Source organism: Streptomyces albiflavescens (genome assembly GCF_014645835.1).
In the GTDB taxonomy this organism is placed as follows: domain Bacteria; phylum Actinomycetota; class Actinomycetes; order Streptomycetales; family Streptomycetaceae; genus Streptomyces; species Streptomyces albiflavescens.
The window spans coordinates 351,498-371,881 of record NZ_BMMM01000002.1; the positions used below are offsets into that span (position 1 = coordinate 351,498).

At 71.2% G+C, this 20,384-nt stretch carries 21 protein-coding genes and 1 pseudogene; 9 read left to right on the plus strand and 13 right to left on the minus strand.

What is annotated here, in order from left to right; translation table 11 throughout:
- Positions 1-108: 108 nt before the first annotated feature.
- Positions 109-1,557, plus strand: a complete 1,449-nt coding sequence (locus IEY95_RS06540; RefSeq protein WP_189184912.1) for a S28 family serine protease — start codon at positions 109-111, stop codon at positions 1,555-1,557.
- A 25-nt stretch (positions 1,558-1,582) separates the two neighbouring features.
- Here the strand turns inward: IEY95_RS06540 and IEY95_RS06545 are convergent, their stop codons facing one another.
- Together IEY95_RS06545 and IEY95_RS06550 are read right to left on the minus strand one after the other, a co-directional pair.
- A complete protein-coding gene (locus IEY95_RS06545; RefSeq protein WP_189184913.1) occupies positions 1,583-2,224 on the minus strand; it encodes a hypothetical protein in 642 nt (213 codons plus the stop codon).
- A 299-nt stretch (positions 2,225-2,523) separates the two neighbouring features.
- Complete coding sequence (locus tag IEY95_RS06550) at positions 2,524-4,413, minus strand: glycoside hydrolase family 3 protein (RefSeq protein ID WP_229702626.1); 1,890 nt, start codon at positions 4,411-4,413, stop codon at positions 2,524-2,526.
- Between the two features lie 480 nt (positions 4,414-4,893).
- On the opposite strand from IEY95_RS06550, the gene aroA reads away from it, so the two are divergent.
- The 3 genes from aroA (at position 4,894) to IEY95_RS06565 (ending at position 7,716) form a co-directional block, all read left to right on the plus strand.
- Positions 4,894-6,180, plus strand: coding sequence for a 3-phosphoshikimate 1-carboxyvinyltransferase (gene aroA, locus IEY95_RS06555; RefSeq protein ID WP_189184915.1), 1,287 nt, complete (start codon positions 4,894-4,896; stop codon positions 6,178-6,180).
- 43 nt (positions 6,181-6,223) lie between these two features.
- The gene (locus IEY95_RS06560; RefSeq protein WP_189184916.1) at positions 6,224-6,988 is read left to right on the plus strand and encodes a dienelactone hydrolase family protein; all 765 of its coding nucleotides are present in this window, start codon (positions 6,224-6,226) and stop codon (positions 6,986-6,988) included.
- A gap of 83 nt (positions 6,989-7,071) precedes the next feature.
- Entirely contained in the window at positions 7,072-7,716 is a 645-nt protein-coding gene (locus IEY95_RS06565) for a GNAT family N-acetyltransferase (RefSeq protein WP_189184917.1), read from the plus strand.
- On the opposite strand, the gene IEY95_RS06570 is transcribed toward IEY95_RS06565, so the two are convergent.
- Both IEY95_RS06570 and IEY95_RS06575 read right to left on the minus strand, forming a co-directional pair.
- Positions 7,620-7,892, minus strand: a complete 273-nt coding sequence (locus IEY95_RS06570; protein ID WP_189184918.1) for a DUF397 domain-containing protein — start codon at positions 7,890-7,892, stop codon at positions 7,620-7,622. The genes IEY95_RS06565 and IEY95_RS06570 overlap by 97 nt on opposite strands.
- The gene (locus IEY95_RS06575; protein WP_189184919.1) at positions 7,889-8,707 is read right to left on the minus strand and encodes a helix-turn-helix domain-containing protein; all 819 of its coding nucleotides are present in this window, start codon (positions 8,705-8,707) and stop codon (positions 7,889-7,891) included. Before IEY95_RS06575 ends, IEY95_RS06570 begins: the two co-directional genes overlap by 4 nt.
- A 122-nt stretch (positions 8,708-8,829) precedes the next feature.
- On the opposite strand from IEY95_RS06575, the gene IEY95_RS06580 reads away from it, so the two are divergent.
- Positions 8,830-9,246, plus strand: a complete 417-nt coding sequence (locus IEY95_RS06580) for an ATP-binding protein (protein ID WP_189184920.1) — start codon at positions 8,830-8,832, stop codon at positions 9,244-9,246.
- On the opposite strand, the gene IEY95_RS06585 is transcribed toward IEY95_RS06580, so the two are convergent.
- The gene (locus tag IEY95_RS06585) at positions 9,239-10,171 is read right to left on the minus strand and encodes a LysR family transcriptional regulator (protein WP_189184921.1); all 933 of its coding nucleotides are present in this window, start codon (positions 10,169-10,171) and stop codon (positions 9,239-9,241) included. The two genes, IEY95_RS06580 and IEY95_RS06585, sit on opposite strands and share 8 nt — an antisense overlap.
- Positions 10,172-10,221: 50 nt before the next feature.
- Here IEY95_RS06585 and IEY95_RS06590 point away from each other — a divergent pair, with 50 nt between their 5' ends.
- Positions 10,222-10,809 (plus strand): RBBP9/YdeN family alpha/beta hydrolase, encoded by a 588-nt coding sequence (locus IEY95_RS06590; protein ID WP_189184922.1) that lies wholly within the window; start codon positions 10,222-10,224, stop codon positions 10,807-10,809.
- Here the strand turns inward: IEY95_RS06590 and IEY95_RS48770 are convergent.
- The 5 genes and pseudogenes from IEY95_RS48770 to IEY95_RS06610 form a co-directional block, all read right to left on the minus strand.
- Positions 10,787-11,069 (minus strand): annotated as a pseudogene (locus IEY95_RS48770) (MFS transporter); the annotation flags it as partial. The gene IEY95_RS06590 and the pseudogene IEY95_RS48770 sit on opposite strands and share 23 nt — an antisense overlap.
- 42 nt (positions 11,070-11,111) lie before the next feature.
- Positions 11,112-11,912, minus strand: coding sequence for a sugar phosphate isomerase/epimerase family protein (locus tag IEY95_RS06595; protein ID WP_189184923.1), 801 nt, complete (start codon positions 11,910-11,912; stop codon positions 11,112-11,114).
- A 39-nt stretch (positions 11,913-11,951) separates the two neighbouring features.
- Positions 11,952-12,884 carry a bifunctional helix-turn-helix transcriptional regulator/GNAT family N-acetyltransferase gene (locus IEY95_RS06600; RefSeq protein WP_189184924.1) on the minus strand — a complete coding sequence of 311 codons (933 nt, stop codon included), beginning with the start codon at positions 12,882-12,884 and terminating at the stop codon, positions 11,952-11,954.
- 221 nt (positions 12,885-13,105) lie between these two features.
- Positions 13,106-13,705 carry a dihydrofolate reductase family protein gene (locus tag IEY95_RS06605; protein ID WP_189184925.1) on the minus strand — a complete coding sequence of 200 codons (600 nt, stop codon included), beginning with the start codon at positions 13,703-13,705 and terminating at the stop codon, positions 13,106-13,108.
- Between the two features lie 87 nt (positions 13,706-13,792).
- Positions 13,793-14,842 carry a LacI family DNA-binding transcriptional regulator gene (locus IEY95_RS06610; RefSeq protein ID WP_189184926.1) on the minus strand — a complete coding sequence of 350 codons (1,050 nt, stop codon included), beginning with the start codon at positions 14,840-14,842 and terminating at the stop codon, positions 13,793-13,795.
- 392 nt (positions 14,843-15,234) lie between these two features.
- On the opposite strand from IEY95_RS06610, the gene IEY95_RS06615 reads away from it, so the two are divergent.
- From IEY95_RS06615 to IEY95_RS06625, 3 genes are read left to right on the plus strand one after another with little or no spacing between them, the layout of a single operon-like run.
- Positions 15,235-16,386, plus strand: a complete 1,152-nt coding sequence (locus tag IEY95_RS06615) for a Gfo/Idh/MocA family protein (protein ID WP_189184927.1) — start codon at positions 15,235-15,237, stop codon at positions 16,384-16,386.
- On the plus strand, positions 16,383-17,537 hold the full coding sequence (locus tag IEY95_RS06620) for a dihydrodipicolinate synthase family protein (protein ID WP_189184928.1): 1,155 nt from the start codon (positions 16,383-16,385) through the stop codon (positions 17,535-17,537). Before IEY95_RS06615 ends, IEY95_RS06620 begins: the two co-directional genes overlap by 4 nt.
- Entirely contained in the window at positions 17,534-18,361 is an 828-nt protein-coding gene (locus IEY95_RS06625) for a sugar phosphate isomerase/epimerase family protein (protein WP_189184929.1), read from the plus strand. Before IEY95_RS06620 ends, IEY95_RS06625 begins: the two co-directional genes overlap by 4 nt.
- Positions 18,362-18,427: 66 nt before the next feature.
- Here IEY95_RS06625 and IEY95_RS06630 read toward each other — a convergent pair whose 3' ends face one another.
- From IEY95_RS06630 to IEY95_RS06640, 3 genes are all read right to left on the minus strand, one after another.
- Entirely contained in the window at positions 18,428-18,841 is a 414-nt protein-coding gene (locus tag IEY95_RS06630) for a DUF937 domain-containing protein (RefSeq protein ID WP_189184930.1), read from the minus strand.
- 236 nt (positions 18,842-19,077) lie between these two features.
- Positions 19,078-19,467, minus strand: a complete 390-nt coding sequence (gene rbsD / locus IEY95_RS06635; protein ID WP_189184931.1) for a D-ribose pyranase — start codon at positions 19,465-19,467, stop codon at positions 19,078-19,080.
- Positions 19,464-20,363: a ribokinase gene (locus IEY95_RS06640; protein ID WP_189184932.1), complete on the minus strand. Its 900-nt coding sequence runs from the start codon at positions 20,361-20,363 to the stop codon at positions 19,464-19,466. The genes rbsD and IEY95_RS06640 overlap by 4 nt, the downstream gene beginning before the upstream one ends.
- Between the last annotated feature and the right edge of the window lie 21 nt (positions 20,364-20,384).

Below are 20,384 nucleotides of genomic sequence, written 5' to 3' on the forward strand. Positions count from 1 at the left end.
TCGGGCCGGATCAGGACACATTCACAGGATTGGCCAACCTCCTCTGGTGTCACGGCAGTTGCTCCGCTAGGTTCCGGCGGACATCTGCGTATTCCCAGGGGAGGGTGCATGCGCAAGGCGCTCAGATGGCTGCTGGCGCTCACGGTGCTCATAGGCACGCTGAGCACGGCCGGGGCGGCCACCGCCGCCCAGCCGGAGGCCACGGGTAGCGGGGCTTCCGCCGACATGGACATCAAGGACCGGCTCCTCGCGATACCGGGCATGAGCCTGATCCAGGAGAAGCCGTACACCGGCTACCGTTTCTTCGTCCTCAACTACACCCAGCCGATCGACCACCGGAACCCGTCCAAGGGCACGTTCCAGCAGCGGATCACCGTGCTGCACAAGGACACCGCGCGCCCGACGGTCTTCTACACCGGCGGCTACAACGTCTCCACGAACCCCAGCCGCCGCGAACCGACCCAGATCGTGGACGGCAACCAGGTCTCCATGGAGTACCGCTTCTTCACTCCGTCCCGGCCCGCCCCGGCCGACTGGTCCAAGCTCGACATCTGGCAGGCGGCCAGCGACCAGCACCGTATCTTCGAGGCCCTCAAGCCGATCTACACCCAGAAGTGGATCTCCACGGGCGGCTCCAAGGGTGGCATGACCGCCACGTACTACGAGCGCTTCTACCCGCGGGACATGGACGGTGTCGTCGCATACGTCGCCCCCAACGACGTGGTGAACGACGAGGATTCGGCCTACGACCGCTTCTTCGCGGGCGTCGGTACCAAGGAGTGCCGCGACAAGCTGAACGCCGTGCAGCGTGAGGCACTGGTGCGCCGGGAGCCGCTGGAGAAGAAGTACGAGCAGTACGCGGCCGACAACGGCTACACGTTCACGACCATCGGCGGCCTCGACCGCGCTTACGAGGCGGTCGTGCTCGACTACGTGTGGGGCTTTTGGCAGTACAGCCTGCTGAGGGACTGCGACTCGATCCCGGCGGACGCCGCTCATGCGACGGACGACGCGATCTGGGACTCGGTGGACAGCATCTCCGGCTTCTCGGCCTACGCCGACCAGGGCCTGGAGACGTACACGCCGTACTACTACCAGGCGGGCACCCAACTCGGCGCCCCCACGATCCACTTCCCGTACATCGAGAAGAAGTACATCAAGTACGGCTACCAGCCGCCGCGGAACTTCGTGCCGCGCTCCATCCCGATGAAGTTCCAGCCGTGGGCGATGCGTGACGTGGACACCTGGGTCCGCCACCACGCGCACCACATGCTCTTCGTCTACGGCCAGAACGACCCGTGGGGCGCGGAGCGCTTCCGCCTCGGCGCCGGTGCGCGTGACGCGTACGTCTTCACGGCACCGGGCCTGAACCACGGCGCGAACGTCGCCGGTCTCGTCGCCGACGAGAAGGCCCTCGCCACGGCCCGCATCCTGCAGTGGGCGGGCGTCGCGTCGACGGCCGTCCAGTCGAACCCGTCCGCGGCCAAGCCGCTGGCGAAGTTCGACGCCAAGCTGGACGTGCGTGACGTGGAGCGCGAGCCGGCGCTGCGTCCCTGACGCACCCGCTGCGCCCGCCCGTCGATCACACCGGGCGGGCGCAGCCCACCGGCTTGCCGCCGCCCAGCTGGACGTAGAGGGCCGTCGACGCCGGGCACTTGGAGCGGGCGGAGACCGCCGACGTCACCTTGTACTCCGGGGGTTTCCTGCCCGTGCCGTCGCACGCCGTCTCGCGGACCTGGCCGCTGCCCGCGCTGTAGACGCAGTCGCCGACGATGGTGCGGGGGCCTCCGCCGCCGCCCGGGTCGCCGGGGTGCGGGGGTTCGAGCTTGCGCATGCAGGCGTAGCCCTGGGGGACCGCGCCGTCGCCGTCCTCGTCCGAGGCGGGCGCGGTCTGGCTGATGTGCAGGACGAAGTCCGTCGTCGCGGGGCAGGACGGGCCGTCCGCGACCTTGCCGTCGTAGCGGGCGATCACCCGCGCGGCGGCCCGTTCACTCGTGCAGGGCACCTCCGTGAAGCTGGTCGTCCCGAAGGAACTGCACTCGTCGACACCGAGGAACACCGCCCCGTAGCCGGAGGGGCGTGTCGGCGTCGCTCCCGCGCCGGGCGTGCTGTCCCCGGAATCGGAGGCGGACTGCCAGCGCTGACATCCGCAGAGCACGGCCGACGCAAGCAGCAGCGCGCACACCACCCCGATGGAACGCCGACCCGACGCGCTGGCTCGCATGGCTTCCCCCCGATACCCCGGTCCAGCGTGACCCGCCACAGCGGGCACACGCCAGACATGCGGGGCGCTTTGCGCCAGTTGGGGGTAGTGCGTCGGGTGTGCGGCGTACCTGTCGTACGACGGATGACCTGGCCGTACGACATCTCGTGTCCGAGCCGAACAGGGGCCCCGCCCGTATCCGGTGCGACCGGCGGCCCTGCCCGCATCCGGTGCGAGCAGTGGCCCTGCCCGCATCCGGTGCGACCAGTGACCCTGCCCGCATCCGGTGCGAGCAGTGGCTCAGCTCCCGTCCGGTCCGGTCAGTAGCTCAGCCCGTATCCGATCGGGTACAGCACCTGCGCCGGGTCGTCCGCCCGCTGCACCGGCACCGGCAGCCTGCCGTGCGGGTCGACACGGCCCGCGATCACCCGGACGGCCGCGCGCAGTTCCACGTCCGTCCAGGAGTACGTCGCCACGCAGGCGCCCACGGAGGGGAGTTGAGCCACGTCGTACGGGTTGCGGATGGCGATCGAGACGACCGGGACACCCGTGGCGACGAGCTGCTCCACGAGGATCTTCTGGGAACCGGTCGCCGTCACGTTGTACGTCCCGACCACCACCGCGTCCGCGTCCTGCGCCGCCGCGACCGCCTTGGCGATCGTCGCCGTCGAGGGCGCGGTGCCGGTGGACAGGGCCGTCGCCGTGAAGCCCAGCTCGGTGAGGGCGCGGGCGAGGACGGTGGTGGGCGGTCCGTCGGAGAGCGACGGGGAGGCGGGGTCGGCGCCCACGACGAGGACCTTCGGGGTGCGCCGACGGGACAGTGGCAGCAGGCCCTCCTTGTTGACCAGCAGGGTCGTCGTGCGCTCGGCGATCCGGTCGGCCGCCTTGAGGTGCTCCGGGATGCCGACCGTGCGGTCGACGTCGCCGTCGGTGACGTAAGGCTGGGTCAGCAGCCCCAGCTTCGCCTTGAGGCGGAGCACGCGCAGGATCGACTCGTCGAGGCGGGCCTCGGTGAGCTCACCGCCGCGCACGGCGTTCAGCACCGCGTTCCACGCGACGTCCAGCGAGGGCGGGTTGAGGAGCTGGTCGACACCGGCCTTGAGGGCGAGCACGGGGACGCGGTCGTCGCCGTACTTCTGCCGTACGCCCTCCATGCCGAGCGAGTCCGTCACCACGACCCCGTCGTAGCCGAGCTCCTCGCGCAGGATGCCGGTGAGGATCGGGTGGGAGAGCGTGGCCGGGTCGCCGGACGGGTCGAGTGCCGGGACCATGATGTGCGCGGTCATGATCGAGTCGATGCCCGCCCGGATGGCCGCCCGGAAGGGCACCGCGTCGAGGGTCGACCACAGCTCCCGGCTGTGCGTGATGACCGGGAAGCCGAAGTGGCTGTCGACGGCCGTGTCGCCGTGCCCCGGGAAGTGCTTGGCGGTCGCCGCGACCCCGGAGGCCTGATACCCCTTCACCTCGGCCGCGACCAGGCCGGCCACCGCGTCCGGGGCGGCGCCGAAGGAACGTACACCGATGACCGGGTTGGCCGGATTGACGTTCACGTCGGCGACCGGGGAGTAGTCCTGGCGGATGCCGAGGGCGTGCAGCTCGGCGCCGCCGATGCGGCCCACCGTGCGGGCGTCCTGCCGCGAACCTCCCGCGCCCAGCGCCATCGCGCCCGGGAACAGGGTCGCGGGCTTGCCCACGCGTGCCACTATCCCGTACTCCTGGTCGGTGGAGATGAGGAGGGGCAGTCCGTGCGGCTGGTCCAGGGCGGCCTTCTGAATCCCGTTCGACAGAGCCGCGATCTGATGGGGATCGCGGGTGTTGTGCGCCCAGGCGAAGTAAATGATCCCGCCGACGCGGTACTTGGCGATCAGCTCGGCGGCCGTCCTGACGCCGATCTCCTTGAGGTTGGCGTCGATGTCGGCCTGGTCGGGCGCGGTGGCCGAATGGCCGTACACCCGCATGACGAAGAGCTGGCCGACCTTCTCCTCCAGCGTCATACGGGAGATCAGGGCGAGCAGTTGCTTGTCGTCGTGCCGGTCGTCGTCGGCGGCGTACGCGGTTGCGCCGGAGGCGAGCGCGGCGGTGACGCCGGCGGTGGCGCCGGCGGTGGCGGCGAGAACGGTACGTCTGGATGGTCCGGCCGGGGCGGCCGGTCCGGCCGGTGCGGCGGGTCTCGACGGTCTTGCGGTGCTTCCCGTGCTGGAGTCGCGCACGAGCGCTCCTTCCCTCATGAAGGAAACTTCCGGAGAGCCACGAATATCCGGGAAGTTTCTTCCAGTCAAGGGTGTGCACAGTAACCCGCGTTGGGGCCGCCACCGGCGCAGTTGGAGGGGGGCGCGCCGGTGACGGCGTGCTGCCGGCCGCAGGCGGCGGAGAGGGTGGTCAGCGATCGCAGCCAGCAGCGAGGCCGACACCGCACAGCGGAGACTCATCCGACAGCGTGCGGATTGGACGAAGGGCGCTGTCTCGGGGTTCCCCGGTTTCCGGGTAACTCCGGAAGTCGGGACGGGGGTGTCGGGCGGGGGTGGTGAGGCGCCCCCATCGCGGGCAATCGTGCCGCGAAAGGGCAGCGGCCCACCCGCTCCGACCGCCGGCCGTCGTGCCGCGGCGCGGCGCCCGTCCGGCGGCACCCAAGAGGGTCCATCTGGCGGACGGTCCAGCGAGGGAGCAGGTCAGGGAGCCAGCATGAGGGCATGGCCGTAGTCGACATCCCCGGTTCCAAGTCCATCACCGCCCGCGCCCTGTTCCTGGCGGCGGCGGCCGACGGGGTCACCACCCTGCGGCGCCCGCTCCGCTCGGACGACACGGAGGGCTTCGCGGAGGGCCTGACCCGGCTCGGCTACCGCGTCGGGCGGACCCCGGACACCTGGCACGTGGACGGCCGCCCGCAGGGCCCGGCGGTCACCGAGGCGGACGTGTACTGCCGGGACGGCGCGACGACGGCACGCTTCCTGCCCACCCTGGCGGCCGCCGGCCACGGCACATACCGCTTCGACGCCTCCGCGCAGATGCGCCGCCGTCCGCTGCTCCCGCTGACCCGCGCACTGCGCGACCTCGGTGTGGACCTCCGTCACGAGGAGGCGGAGGGCCACCATCCGCTGCGGGTCGCGGCGGCCGGGGTGGAGGGCGGTGCGGTGACCCTCGACGCCGGCCAGTCCTCGCAGTACCTGACGGCCCTGCTCCTGCTCGGCCCGCTGACCCGCAAGGGCCTGCGCATCACGGTCACGGACCTGGTCTCGGCGCCGTACGTCGAGATCACGCTGGCGATGATGCGGGCGTTCGGGGCGGACGTACGGGTGGAGGGCGACGTCTTCGCGGTGGCGCCCGGCGGCTACCGCGCCACCACGTACGCCGTCGAGCCCGACGCCTCCACCGCGAGCTACTTCTTCGCGGCGGCCGCGCTCACCGGCCGCGAGGTCACGGTCCCGGGCCTCGGCGAGGGCGCGCTCCAGGGCGACCTGCGCTTCGTGGACGTACTGCGGCGGATGGGTGCCCACGTGGAGATCGCACCCGACCGCACGACGGTCCGGGGCACCGGCGAACTGCGCGGCCTCACGGTCGACATGCGCGACATCTCCGACACCATGCCGACCCTCGCCGCCCTGGCCCCCTTCGCCACCGGCCCGGTCCGCATCGAGGACGTCGGCAACACCCGGGTGAAGGAGTGCGACCGCCTGGAGGCCTGCGCGGAGAACCTCCGGCGGCTGGGCGTACGCGTGCGGACCGGCCCCGACTGGATCGAGATCCACCCGGGCACACCGTCCCCGGCCGAGATCAAGACGTACGGCGACCACCGCATCGTCATGTCCTTCGCGGTGACGTCGCTGCACACGCCGGGGATCGGGTTCGACGACCCGGGATGCGTACGGAAGACGTTCCCGGACTTCCACGAGGCGTTCGGGGCGTGGGCGGCGGAGGCCCTCCCGCGTGGCGGAGCCCGGCCTCACCGAAATGGGGAGCACACGCGCTCGGAGATCTGACAGAGTCGGGGAATTGTCATGTTCGACGTTCGAGGGGGCTCTCATGACGTATGAAATCGTCGCGCAGGATGTGGACGTCGCAGTGGGCGGCTCGACGCCGATGACTGCTTACCTGGCCCGTCCGAGCGAGGCCGGCAGCCGCCCGGCCGTGCTCGTCTGCTCCGAACTGTGGGGTGTGACCGAGGAGGTCCGGGACATCGTGAGGCGGGTCGCGGCGCTCGGCTATGTCGCGATCGCCCCGAACCTCTATCACCGCTCCGGCCCGGAGACCGCTGCCGGTCTGGAGGAGAGCGACGCGAACCGCAAGCGCGGCTTCGAACTGCTCGGTCAGCTGACCCGTGAGGGCGTCGAGACGGATCTGCGCGCCTGCACCGCCTACGTCCGGGACCACGCTGCCGCCACGGGCAAGGCCGGGGTGCTCGGCTTCAGTCTCGGTGGCCACATCGCCTACTTCGCCGCGAGCCGACTGGACCTCGCGGCAGCGGCGATCTTCTACCCCGGCTGGCTGCCCGTCGCCGGAACCGCGCTGAGCCGTCCGGAACCGCTGCTGGAGGCAACCGACAGCATCGCCGACCGTGATGTGCGCATGCTGTTGTTCTTCGCGGAACTCGACCATGTCATCGATGCGGACCAGCGCAGCCTGATCGACCAGGCGCTGACGAAGGCGGGGGTACGCCACGAGACGGTTGTGTATCCAGGAGCCCAGCACGCTTTCTTCTTCCCCGGGCGCGACGTCTACGACGAGGCCGCCGCGCAGGACTCCTGGAATCGTGTGCGTACCTTGTTCGCTGCCGAGCTCGACCAGTAGGGCCACTCTCCCGATCGCCGCCGCCCGGGGCCGTGCCGGAATTTCATTCGACGGCCCCGGTCCCGTACGGAACACTTCGCCCGGTGACTTTCAAGCTGGAGGGACCGGTCCTGGAAGGCGCGCTCGTACGTCTGGAGCCGCTGGACCATCGTCATGCCGCCGACCTGGCCGTCGCGGCGGAGCAGGACCGGGGCTCGTACGAGTTCACCTGGGTGCCCCGGGCCGCCGAGGTCGGGCAGTACATCGACGCGCAGCTCGCCCGCGCCGCGACCGGCCAACTCGCGCCGTACGCCCAGGTGTCGACGTCCACGGGACGCGCTGTCGGCGCCACGTCCTACTGGGAGCCCCGCTCCTGGCGCACCGGCGAGGGCCTCGATGCCATCGAGGTCGGCTTCACCTGGCTCGCCCGCTCGGCCCAGGGCACCGGCGTGAACGCCGAGTCCAAGCTGCTCCTCTTCCGCCACGCCTTCGAGCAGTGGGGCGTGGCCCGCGTCGACCTCAAGACCGACGCGCGCAACAGCCGTTCCCGCGCCGCGATCGAGCGCACGGGCGCCCGCTTCGAGGGCGTGCTGCGCAACTGGTCCCGCTCCTGGGCCCCGGGCGAGGACAGCCGCCTGCGTGACTCCGCGATCTATTCGATCACGGAGGCGGAGTGGCCGGAGTGCCGGGACCGGCTGTCCGCGAGGGTGAGGAAGGCGGTCCAGGCGGCGGGGGAGACGGTGAGGTAGGGGAGGTCCGGGGCCTTGGAGTCGCGGATGTGGATGACGGTGGTGGTGGCTATCTCGACGCAATCACCGCCGCTGCTGTCACTATGGCTGCTCTTCCGCCAAGAGAGCGCAGCTTCAAGGCACTCGCCGCCGGTCGAATCGCTGTAGCTGCTCTTGAACCACTTCAGGCCGTTCATAGCTCACCCGCCAACTGCTCGATAAGGCCGATGGATTCCTCCGGTCGGAGGGCCTGCCGACCGATCATCGCATAGCGGCGAGTGAGGATTCCGGCCTCATCCGGCCTGGATACGAGCGTGCTCTGCCCTTCGACCTCCATGTAGACCAGGGCCGTGTCCTCCGGAGTCTCGATCACAGTCATCGGCCCAGGGAGTCCTGCGTGCGCAGCCGTGGCCATCGGCATGACCTGGAGGACCACGTTGGGCCTCCTGGCGCAGGCGGTGAGGTACTCGTACTGCGCGCGCATGACCTCAGCGCCCCCGATCTTCCGTCGCAGCGCCGCCTCTTCCGTGATGATGTTGATGACACACACCGGCTTGCGGTCGAGCAGCGCCTTGCGCTCCATGCGCGCCGACACCAGTTGCTCGACGTCGGCCTCCTCCAACGGCGGAAAGGCGCAGTTCAGCACCGCCTGGGCGTATTCCTTGGTCTGCAGCAAGCCGTGAATGAGCTGTGTGCAGTACGACGACACGCTCAGGGCCTCCTGCTCCAGCTGCACAAACCCCTGAAAGTGCGCCGGATACCGCTCCAGCCGCAGATACTTGGACGCCGCCGAAACAAGCCCCCCGGCCTCCAACGCCTTCTCCGCCGCCTCGATGAACTCATCCGTCGCAGGCTTGGCGCAGGTCTCCACGGCGCTGACGGCCGCTCCCGAGTAGGCCATGCGCTCGCCCAACTCGTTCTGTGAGAGCCCCGCCTGCGTACGCAGCATGCGCAGTACCTCCGCGAAGTACTGCGCGGCGGGCGAGGACGAGTTCTTCTTGGGCTGCCCCATCGCGGCCACCACCCCTCAACACGGCTCAACGCCAATCAACCCGCGCGCAAACCCAGTTGCCGCACGCAGTCGTCGACGCTCGGTCACTGGTGAAGGTAGCGACCAGCGCCGACAGTTTCCGTATGAACACAGAAAGTGACGGCGTAAACCCCCAAGCCCGCTCCTGGCGGCGGATGTTCATGCCGTTGGCCGAAAACGCCTCCGAGGCCCGGCGCGGTGCGCGGCTCGTACTCGCCTGCTGGGCGGTCCCGGACGACGCGGCCGAGACCGTCGCGTTGATCGTGTCGGAGCTGGCCACGAACGCGATTCGGCACGCTCACGTGCCCCGCCGCTGTTTCGAGGTGGCTCTCACCCGCGACGGTGAGAAGGCCATCGAGATCGAGGTCTCCGACGCGTCATCGCGCCACCCGGTCGTGAAGTCCTTTGATCCGGAAGCCACTTCGGGCCGGGGCTTGCTCCTGGTGGAGGCTCTCTCGGACGCGTGGGAGGTCCGGGACCGCGAGTTCGGCAAGACGCTGTGGGCCAGGGTGCTCAGCTGACCAAGTCGGCGGCGGCGCGTAGTTGATCCCGTACGGCGGCCAGTACCGGGTCACGCTCCGAACCCGCGCGTACGGCCACGAAGACGTTGCGGGACGGCGCCGCACCCTCGGTGGGCAGCAGGGCGAGGCGGCGATGGGCATACAGCGGCTGGACCAGGCGGGGGATCAGCGCGACCCCCTGGCCCGCCTCGACGAGCGCGGCGAGTGCGCCCCAGTCGTTGACGGCGTGCCGGATGTCCGGCGTGAACCCGGCGGCCGCGCAGACGGAACGGGCGACCGCGCCGCAGCAGCTGCGCGCGTCGCCGACGATCCAGGCGTCGGTGGCGAGGTCGCGCAGCGCCACCCGGTCGAGGCCCGCGAGGCGGTGGCCGGCCGGGACGGCGAGGTCCAGGACGTCGGTGAACAGGTCGGTGCGGGTGTAGCGCCGGTCGGTGTGCGGCGGTGCGGCGGCGAAGTCGACGGCCACGGCGACGTCGACCTGGCCCGCGTCGAGCGCGGTGAACAGGTCCGGCGGCTCGGCCTCCACGACGTCGACGCGGACGTGCGGCAGTCGTACCGCCAGCGCGCTCAGCGCGCCGGGGAGCAGACCGAGGATCCCGCTGGAGAAGCAGCCGATGGTGACCGACCCGCGCCCGCCCTCCCCGTATGCCGCCAAGTCGGCCCGTGCCCGCTCCAGTTGCGCGGCGATCAGATCGGCGTGGGCCAGCAGGACGCGCGCCTGCCCGGTCAGCCGTACGCCTCTGCCGTCGCGCTCCGTCAGTGGTACGCCCGCCTCGCGGGCCAGCGCGGCGATCTGCTGGGAGACCGCCGAGGGGGTCAGATGCAGGGCCTCGGCGGTTCTCGCCAGGGTGCCGCGACGCCGGAGTTCACGCAGGACGGTCAGGCGGCGCAGATCGACAGTGAAGGTCTCACTTATCTGTTCCACCCGGAAAGATTAACTGGACCGGTGTGCCGGTGATCGGAAACCATCGCCTCATGACCACCAAGCACTTCCTGATCCTGCACGGCTGGCAGAACCACCGTCCTAAGGACCACTGGCAGCACTGGCTGGCCGACCGGCTCGCGGAGCTGGGCCATCAGGTCACCTACCCCCAGCTGCCCGACCCCGACGACCCGGACCCGGAGGTGTGGCTGGGTGAACTGGCCCGCCATCTCGACGGGCTGACCGGCGCCGAGCGCGTCGTACTCGCCCACAGCGCGTCCGCCGTGCTGTGGCTGCATGCCGTCGCACGCGGTCTGCCGGGCCTCGACGTCGACCGGGTGCTCCTGGTGGCCCCGCCGTCCGCATCCGTCCTCGTACGGCACCCGGAGGTCGCGGAGTTCGCCCCGCCGCCGCTCGACGGCCTGACGCTGCCCGGGCCCACCCGTCTCGTCGCGGGCGACGACGACCCGTACTGCCCCGAGGGCGCCCGTACCGTCTACGGCGACCCCTTGGGCGTACCGACCGAGATCATCCCCGGGGCCGCGCATCTCGACCTGGACGCCGGTTACGGCTCCTGGCCGGCCGTACTGGACTGGTGCCTGGACGGCTCGGCGGAGATCACCGGTCGTCCGGTGGCGTAGCCCCGTCGCGCAGTTCGGGTGTCGTCGCGCCCACGGCCGTGACCGCGAGCAGGCACAACAGGCCGCCGCTGACCAGGGCGGTCGCGCCGGAGCTCCAGCCGGCGATCAGGCCGCCGCGCAGGTTGCCGAGGTTGGGGCCCGCCTGGCCGACGATCTGCTCGGCCGCCGTGACCCGGCCCAGCAGGGCGTCCGGGGGTGCGGGTCTGCACGATCGTGCTGCGCGAGATCACCGAGACGGCGTCGGCGGCCCCGGCGAGGGCCTCACCCCGGGGCCGGGCACATGATCTGGCGTGCGCGGGCACCTACGCCGACTCGTTGAGCAGCCGGGCGAGGTGCTCGCGCCCGGCGTCCAGCAGCCCGGGAAGCGGCGCGGCCGCCTCGTACCACCGCTTCTCGTACTCCCAGCACAGCCAGCCGTCCCAGCCGTGGCGGGAGAGGACCTCGACGCACTCGGCGAGCGGCAGGACGCCGGCGCCCAGCGGCAGAGGTGTCGTGTCCTCGGCGGATGCGATGTCCTTGACCTGGACGTATCCGAGGTACGGAGCGAGCGCGGCATACGTCGACGACGGCTGTTCTCCGCCCAGCCAGGTGTGCATCACGTCCCAGAGCGAGCCCACGTGATGATGGCCGACCAGGCCCAGGATCCTGATCGCGTCCGCGCCGGTGCGGTGCGAGTCGTGGGTCTCCAGCAGGATCCGTACGCCCAGGTCGGCGGCGTACTCGGCGGCCGTGCCGAGGCGGCGAGCGGCCGTCGTGTCGGCCTCTTCGGGGCTCTGGTCCGGGCCGGCGCCGGGGAAGACCCGTACGAACGGGGCGTCCAGGTCGCGTGCGAGGTCGAGGAGCCGACGGATCTCGTCGATCACCGGCTCGTCGTCCCCCGGCGCCGCGACACGCGCGTACCCCGCGATTCCCAGCACCTCGATCCCGCCCGCCTTGAATTCCGCCGCCACGGCGGCCCGTTCGGCCGCACCGATGCCCGGATGCACCGGCTCCTCCGGATGCGCCCGCAGTTCCACGCCGTGACAGCCGTGCGTGACGGCGAGTCGTACGACGTCGGGGACGGGGAGCCCGGGCACACCGAGGGTGGAGAAGGCGAGCTTCATGATCTGGACCTTACTCGTCACCCCTGCGTGCCGTACGCGTCACTCCTGCGTGCCGTGCAGATCCAGCCGCCAGTCCTGGCCCACGAGATCCGCGCCGAAGGAGCGGTGCGGTTTCTCGGAGACGAGGACGAAGCCGTGGCGCTGGTAGATGCGGCGTGCGGCGGCGAGGACGTCGTTGGTCCACAGGACGAGGTCGCGATAGCCGACTCCGCGGGCGAAGTCGACGACGGCCTCGACGAGCCGCTCGCCGATGCCGAGCCCGCGCGCGTCCGGCTCGACGAGGAGCAGGCGGAGCCGGGCGGTGCCGGGCGCGTCGTCCCGTACGCACATCACGCACCCCACGGGGCGCCCGTCCACCTCGGCGATCCACACCCGTTCCAGGTGCGGATCGTGATCCTCGGCGAAGTCGGCGACGATCCTCGCGACCAGGCCCTCGTAGTCGGTGTTCCACCCGTACTCGGCCGCGTACAACGCGGCGTTGCGCTGCACGATCCAGCCCAGGTCACCCGGGCCGGGCTCGCGCAGCACGACGTCTTCCGCGCGGGGGCCCCGGCCGTCGCCCAGAATCGTCCGCACCGTGCGCATCGCCTCGGCGAGCCGCTCCCGGTCGGCGGGGGGCACGGAGGCGAGCAGCGAACCGACGGTTTCCCGGGCGCGCTCGTCGAGCAGGTCGGCGGCGTCCCGGCCGCGCGTGGTGAGGGTGATCCGACGGCGGCGCGGGTCCTTCTCGGACGGTGACCGCTCGACCAGCCCGTCCTGCTCGAACTTGTTGAGGATGCGGCTCAAGTATCCAGAGTCCAGCGAGAGTTCGGTGCGCAGGTCGATGGCGTCCGTACGCGGGGAGTGCGCGAGCTCGTAGAGGACGCGGGACTCCGTGAGCGTGTACGGGGCGTAGAGGTGGCGGCCGTAGTCGAGCGCGCCGATGACGTTCGTGTAGAAGCGGTTGAAGGAGCGGATGTCCTGGACGGTCATGATCGGCCCCGGATTGGTCGGCTCTGGTGATCGGCTCCGGCTGGTCGGCCTGGCTGGTCGGGCCATATGGCTGACTCAGTCAGAGATACCGTTGCCCCGAGCATAGAACGGACACCCGCGCGCCGCCTACCCCCTACGCGTCCACTCCGCCCCCTGTCCCCTGCCCCCTCCGCGCGTCCACGCCTTGTCGGTCCTCTACGCCTTGTCGGTTCTCCACCCGTCTACGCCTCGTCGGCCGGCCGGTAGACGCACACCTCCACCCCCGTCTTGCCGGTGACCGTGGAGACCCGTTCGAGCGGGCGCTTCACGCCGTCCTCGGGGAAGATCGTCTTGCCGCCGCCGAGGATGACCGGCATCCGGATGAGCTGCAGCTCGTCGACCAGGCCCTCGCGCAGGAGCGTGCGTACGAGCGTGGGGCTGCCCATCATCGCCAGGTCGCCGCCCTCGGTCGCGCGCAGCTCCCGGAGGCGGGCGACGGCCTCGTCGCCGGGGATGAGCGTGGTGTTGTTCCAGCTCGTCACGTCGTCCTCGCCGAGCGTCCCGGAGACGACGTACTTGGGGAGGGAGTTCATCCGGTCCGCGAACGGATCGCCCGCCCGCTCGGGCCAGGCCGCTGCCATTGTCTGCCAGGTGCGCCGCCCGAACAGCAGCGCCTCGGCCCTGCCCAGACCGTCGGCGAAGGCACTGCCGACGACCTCCGGGTCGAAGTACGGGTGCGACCAGCCGCCGTGCGCGAAGCCGCCGTCGGTGTCCTCGTCGGGACCGCCGGGGGCCTGCACGACGCCGTCGATGCTGATGAACTCGCTGACCACGATGCGCATGGGAGGTGCTCCTGTTCGTCGCTCGGGCGATTACGGCAATGAAGACCGGTGCTCCGCTCAAAACTCATCGCGGGGCGCCGGCGTACGTCAGCCTCGCGGCACCCCCGTGGACCCCCGCACCATCAACTCCCCGCGCACCGTGGCGATCCCGCCCGGCGGCGGCTCCTCGCGCCCCATGGCGATCCGCCCGGCGCGGGCGCCCGCTTCGGAGAGCGGGAGCCGCACGGTGGTGAGGGCGGGCACCGCGTCGATGCTGAAGGGCAGGTCGTCGAAGCCCGCGACGGAGACGTCGTCCGGGATGCGCAGGCCGGAGTCGCGCAGCGCGGCGCAGGCGCCGAGCGCCACCGTGTCGTTCGCGGCGACGACGGCCGTCAACGATGGGTCACGGCGAAGGAGTTCGAGGGTCGCCTCGTAGCCGGAACGGCGGTCGTAGCGGCCGTACACGGTGTGCCGCGGATCGTCCTCGACGCCGTGCGCGGCCAGTGCGGCCCGGTGTCCCTCCAGCCGGTGCCGGGTGGTCGTCCGCTCCTCGGGTCCGGCGATGTAGCCGAGCCGCCGGTGGCCGAGTCCGATCAGGTGCTCGGTGAGCTGCTGACCGCCCCCGCGGTTGTCGAAGGTGAGCGCGATCGCCTCGGCGGCCTCGGGCGCGGGGGGTCGTCCGCACAGGACGACCCGGGTGCCCGCCTCGGCCAGCTTGCGCAGCTTCGCGGCGACGGCGGAGGCGTGCGAGGTGTCCTCGACGGCGCCGCCGGTGAGGACGACCGCGGCGGCGCGTTGGCGCTGAAGGAGCGTGAGGTAGGTGAGTTCGCGCTCCGGAGAGCCGCCGGTGTTGCACACGACGCCGAGCCGTTCCCCGCCCGCGCGCCCCCCGGGGCCGCCGATCTCCGACTGGATCGCGGCCGCCATGATCCCGAAGAAGGGGTCGGCGATGTCGTTGACGAGGATCCCGACGAGGTCGGACGTCGCCGCGGCCAGCGAACTCGCCGGCCCGTTCAGTACATAGTCCAGCTCGTCCACCGCGCGCAGTACCCGCTCACGCGTGGACGCCGCGACGGGATAGTTCCCGTTCAGCACCCGGGACACGGTCGCGGGCGAGACCTGCGCACGCGCCGCCACGTCCGCCAGGGTCACGGTCATCTCGTCGTCCTCCGGTCACGCATCTCGTTGTCGTCGTCCTCAGGACGGCCGTCATGTGGCCGTCACGCGTCCGTCCTCAAGCACGGCCGTCGCACGTCCGTTCTCAAGGGCGGCCGTCCTGTGTCCTCAAGCACGGCCGTCCTACGCCCTCGAGGACGGCCGTCATATGCGGGTACATCCGACCCTGCGCACGCCCTCCGCGTCCAGCCGTCCGGAGGATCGAACATCTCGTCACCCACATGGTCTTGTCCAAGCGGCTGGACAGAGGCTAGCTTCTTCTTGGATAGAAAGCGCTTGCTGTCACGCTCACCAGTGGAGCCTCACACTCACCGTGGGACTCGCGCTCACCGTGGGGCGTACGCGGCGCGGAACCCGCGTACGAAGGGAATGACGTGACACGCAAGACGGTGCGTATCGCCATGAACGGCGTGACGGGACGCATGGGCTACCGCCAGCACCTGGTCCGCTCGATCCTCACCCTGCGCGACCAGGGCGGTCTCGACCTGGGCGACGGCACCGTGCTGTGGCCCGAGCCCGTCCTCGTGGGCCGCCGCGAGCACGCCCTCGAGGCGCTCGCCGAGCGGCACGGTCTGGAGCACTGGTCGACCGATGTGGACGAAGTCCTCGCCGATCCGACCGTGGACCTCTACTTCGACGCGCAGGTCACCTCCGCCCGCGAGGAGGCGATCAAGAAGGCGATCGCGGCCGGCAAGCACATCTACACCGAGAAGCCCACCGCGACCGGCCTCGACGGCGCCCTGGAGCTGGCCCGGCTCGCGCACGCGGCCGGCATCAAGCACGGCGTCGTCCAGGACAAGCTCTTCCTCCCCGGACTGCTCAAGCTCAAGCGCCTCATCGACGGCGGCTTCTTCGGCCGGATCCTCTCGATCCGCGGGGAGTTCGGCTACTGGGTCTTCGAGGGGGACTGGCAGCAGGCCCAGCGGCCCTCCTGGAACTACCGCGCGGAGGACGGCGGCGGCATCGTCGTCGACATGTTCCCGCACTGGGAGTACGTCCTGCACGAGCTGTTCGGCCGGGTCACCTCCGTCCAGGCGCTCACCGCCACCCACATCCCGCAGCGCTGGGACGAGCAGGACAAGCCGTACGACGCCACGGCCGACGACGCCGCGTACGGCATCTTCGAGCTGGAGGGCGGCGCCGTCGCCCAGATCAACTCCTCCTGGGCCGTGCGCGTCAACCGCGACGAGCTGGTCGAGTTCCAGGTCGACGGCACGGAGGGCTCCGCCGTCGCCGGGCTGCGCAACTGCCGAGTCCAGCACCGCAGTTCGACCCCCAAGCCGGTCTGGAACCCTGACATCCCGGCCACCTACTCCTTCCGCGACCAGTGGCAGGAGGTCCCCGACAACGCCGAGTTCGACAACGGCTTCAAGGCCCAGTGGGAGCTGTTCCTGCGCCACGTCTACGCCGACGCGCCCTACCACTGGGACCTCCTCGCCGGCGCCCGCGGTGTCCAGCTCGCCGAACTGGGCCTGAAGTCCTCGGCGGAGGGCCGCCGTCTCGACGTACCGGAGATCGCGCTGTGACCATCCGACTCCCGGACGCGAACGGCCGGTTCAGGACGTACGAGCCGCGCACCGAGCCCCTCGCCCTCGCCACCGGCGCGCCCTTCACCTCCCGTACGGTCTTCTCAGCCGCGCACGTCGTCGCCGACCCGTACGCGGACGTCTCGCCCGACTCGCCCGCGGCCGTCGACTGGGACGCGACGCTCGCCTTCCGCCGCCACCTGTGGTCCCACGGTCTGGGCGTGGCCGAGGCCATGGACACCGCGCAGCGCGGGATGGGCCTGGACTGGGCGGGCGCGGCGGAGCTGATCCGCCGGTCCGCCGCCGAGGCCAGGGCGGTCGGCGGCCGCATCGCGTGCGGCGTGGGCACGGACCAACTGGTGGGCCCGGCGTCCCTGGCGCAGGTCCGGGCCGCATACGAGGAGCAGCTCGCCCTTGTCGAGGAGTCGGGCGCGCAGGCGATCCTGATGGCGTCGAGGGCGCTGACGGCGGCGGCCTCCGGTCCCGAGGACTACCTCGACGTCTACGGCCACCTGCTCCGCCAGGCCGCCGACCCGGTGATCCTGCACTGGCTGGGCCCGATGTTCGACCCGGCGCTCGAGGGCTACTGGGGGTCGAGCGACCTGGACGCGGCCACGGATGTGTTCCTGCGGGTCATCGCCGCCCACCCGGACAAGGTCGACGGCATCAAGGTCTCCCTCCTGGACGCCCAGCGGGAGATCGACCTGCGCCGCAGGCTCCCGCAGGGTGTGCGCTGCTACACGGGCGACGACTTCCACTACCCCGAGCTGATCGCGGGCGACGAGAAGGGTTTCAGCCACGCCCTGCTCGGCATCTTCGACCCGTTGGGCCCGCTGGCCGCGCGGGCGGTACGGGTCCTGGACACGGGCGACACCAAGGGCTTCCGCGAACTCCTCGACCCCACGGTCGAGTTGTCCCGCCACCTCTTCCAGGCGCCGACCCGCTTCTACAAGACGGGTGTCGTCTTCCTGGCCTGGCTGGCCGGACACCAGGACCACTTCACCATGGTCGGCGGGCTGCAGTCGGCCCGCTCGCTCCCGCACTTCGCGCGCGCCTACGAACTGGCCGACGGCCTGGGCCTGTTCCGCGACCCGGAGTCGGCCGAAGCGCGTATGAAGACCCTGCTCGCCCTGTACGGAGTGACGTCATGAGTCTCGCCCGCTTCTCCATCAACCAGATGACGGTCAAGCAGCTGTCGATGCCGGAACTGGTCGAGGCCTGCCGGGAGTTGGGCGTGCCCGGAGTCGGCCTCTGGCGCGAACCCGTTCAGTCGTACGGCGTCGAGGCGACCGCCAAGCTGGTCCGCGACGCGGGCCTCGCGGTGACCACCCTGTGCCGGGGAGGCTTCTTCACGGCGATCGACCCGGACGAGCGGGCCCGTGCCCTGGACGACAACCGGGCGGCGATCGACGAGGCGGCGACCCTCGGCACGGACACCCTGGTGCTGGTGTCGGGCGGACTGCCGGCGGGCTCCAAGGACCTGCACGGCGCCCGGGAACGCATCGCCGACGCGCTGGCCGAGCTGGGCCCGTACGCGGCCGAACGCGGTGTACGGCTGGCCATCGAGCCCCTGCATCCCATGTACGCGTCCGACCGCTGCGTGGTGTCGACCCTCGCCCAGGCCCTGGATCTTGCGGAGCGCTTCCCCGCCGACCAGGTGGGCGTCACCGTCGACACGTACCACATCTGGTGGGACGACACGGCCCCCGCCCAGATCGCCCGCGCGGGCGCATCCGGCCGCATCCACACCTTCCAGCTCGCCGACTGGACCACCCCGCTGCCGGAAGGCGTCCTCAACGGCCGCGGCCAGATCGGAGACGGCTCGATCGACATGCGCGAGTGGCGCTCCCACGTCGAGGCGGCCGGCTACGACGGCCCGATCGAGGTCGAGCTCTTCAACGACGCGCTGTGGGCTCGGGACGGGCGGGAGGTGCTGGCGGAGACGGTGGAGCGGTTCTTGGAGCACGCGGGGTAGTACGGCGCGACGACGGTGGCCGGCCGCCCCGCACGCCGAGGGGGGACCGCCGTCGACGCCGTCGGGCTACCTCTGTGACCCGTGGGCGGCCCGCTTGCTCAGGACCGACACGAGCACCGGGATCAGCAGTTCGATCACCCGGGTCACCGTGGCCGGCGGCAGGCCCGTCTTCTTGGCGACCGCGTTCGCGGCCGGATCGGCGAGACGGGTGAGCAGACCGTCCATCAGGCCGCCGGTGCCGAGGCCGCCCAGGGTGACCACACCCTGGAGCGGGGCCTCCTGCGCTTCCGCGAAGGCCTGCTGGACCTCGTCGGGGGCCGTGACCGCGCGGTCCAGGAGGCCTCCGGAGATCTCCGACACCGTCGTGTCCACGAACTCGCGCGCCCCGGACGCATCCCTGCCGAGCAGCCCCTCGATCTCCTGGAGCCCGTGGTCGCCGAGCTCGTCGAGCACGTCGTGCTGGAGTGACTCATCGTTCATGCGGCAAACGCTACGTGTGCCCCGGTTCGTCGGCGCGCCGAAAAGAATCTCAAAAGACCGTGCAACCCTTCCCGGACCTGGTGGGTCGTACTTGGCATCAGGACTTCTGGAGGGGGATCCGGGGGGATCGCGGGGGTTCTGATACGGAGGGGAAAGCCGAGGGGCCCGGTCGACGGACCGGGCCCCTCGAAGTTTCTTACGCCGTATCGGCGGTGCTCAGCCGTATCGGCGGTGGCTCAGAAGAACACTCCGCAGCGCAGCAGTACATTCGCGTACGGCCGTGCCTCACCGGTGCGGACGATCAGGCGCGCGTTGGCCGACAGTGTCTTCAGTCTCTCGTGCGGGACCAGCTCCAGGGCGGGGAAATGTCCCTCCAGCAGCGCCGTCGCCCGAGGGTTCGCCTCGCGGACCTCGGTGGCCGCCGTGGCGCCCTCCACCACGAGTTCGTCCAGCAGCCCGTCGAGCACCTCCGCGAAGGACGGCACCCCGGCCCGGAAGGCCAGGTCCACCACCCGCGGGCCCGCCGGTATCGGCATTCCCGCGTCGCACACCAGGACCTCGTGCCCGTGCCCCAGCTCGGCGAGCGCGCCCGCGAGATGACGGTTCAGGATTCCGGCCTTCTTCACAGTGCCTCGGCCTCTTCGGCGGTGGGGAAGGACTCCTGCGCCCCCGGCCGGGTGACGGCTGCGGCTCCGACCCGGGCCGCGTACCCGGCGGCCTCTTCCGGGGACTCCCCGCGCCCCAGTCGCCAGGCCAGCGCCGCCGTGAACGCGTCGCCCGCCCCCGTCGTGTCCACGGCCTCGACCTTCACCGACGGCACTCGGGCGATGCCCTCCGCGGAGGCCACCAGCGCGCCCTCCGCGCCCAGGGTGACGACCACCGAGCGCGGGCCGAGGGCCAGCAGGGCCGTCGCCCAGTCCTCGGGGGAGTCCCCGAGAGCCGTACCGGCGATCACTCGTGCCTCGTGCTCGTTCACGATCAGCGGGTCGCAGGCCGCGAGGACCTCGGTGGGCAGCGGGCGCGGTGGTGAGGGGTTCAGTACGAAACGGCTGCCGGGAGCGAGACCCCGTACGACCTCCACGACCGTTTCCAGCGGGATCTCCAGCTGTGCCGAGACCACCCGGGAGGCCTGGAAGAGGCTCCCTGCGGCCCGCACGTCCTCGGGCGTGAGCCGGCCGTTGGCCCCCGGCGAGACCACGATGCTGTTGTCGCCGGACGGGTCCACCGTGATCAGCGCGACCCCGGTGGGTGCCCCGCCGACCAGCACGCCCTCGGTGTCGACGCCGGCCTCGCGCTGCGAGTCGAGCAGCAGCCGGCCGTGCGCGTCGTCGCCGACCCGGGCCAGCAGGGCCGTTCGGGCCCCGAGGCGGGCGGCGGCGACCGCCTGGTTGGCGCCCTTGCCGCCGGGGTGGACGGCGAGGTCGGAGCCGAGCACCGTCTCTCCGGCCGCGGGCCTCCGCTCGACCCCGATCACCAGGTCGGCGTTGGCCGATCCCACGACCAGAAGGTCGTAGTCGTACATGAACTGTCTCCCTGTATAGGT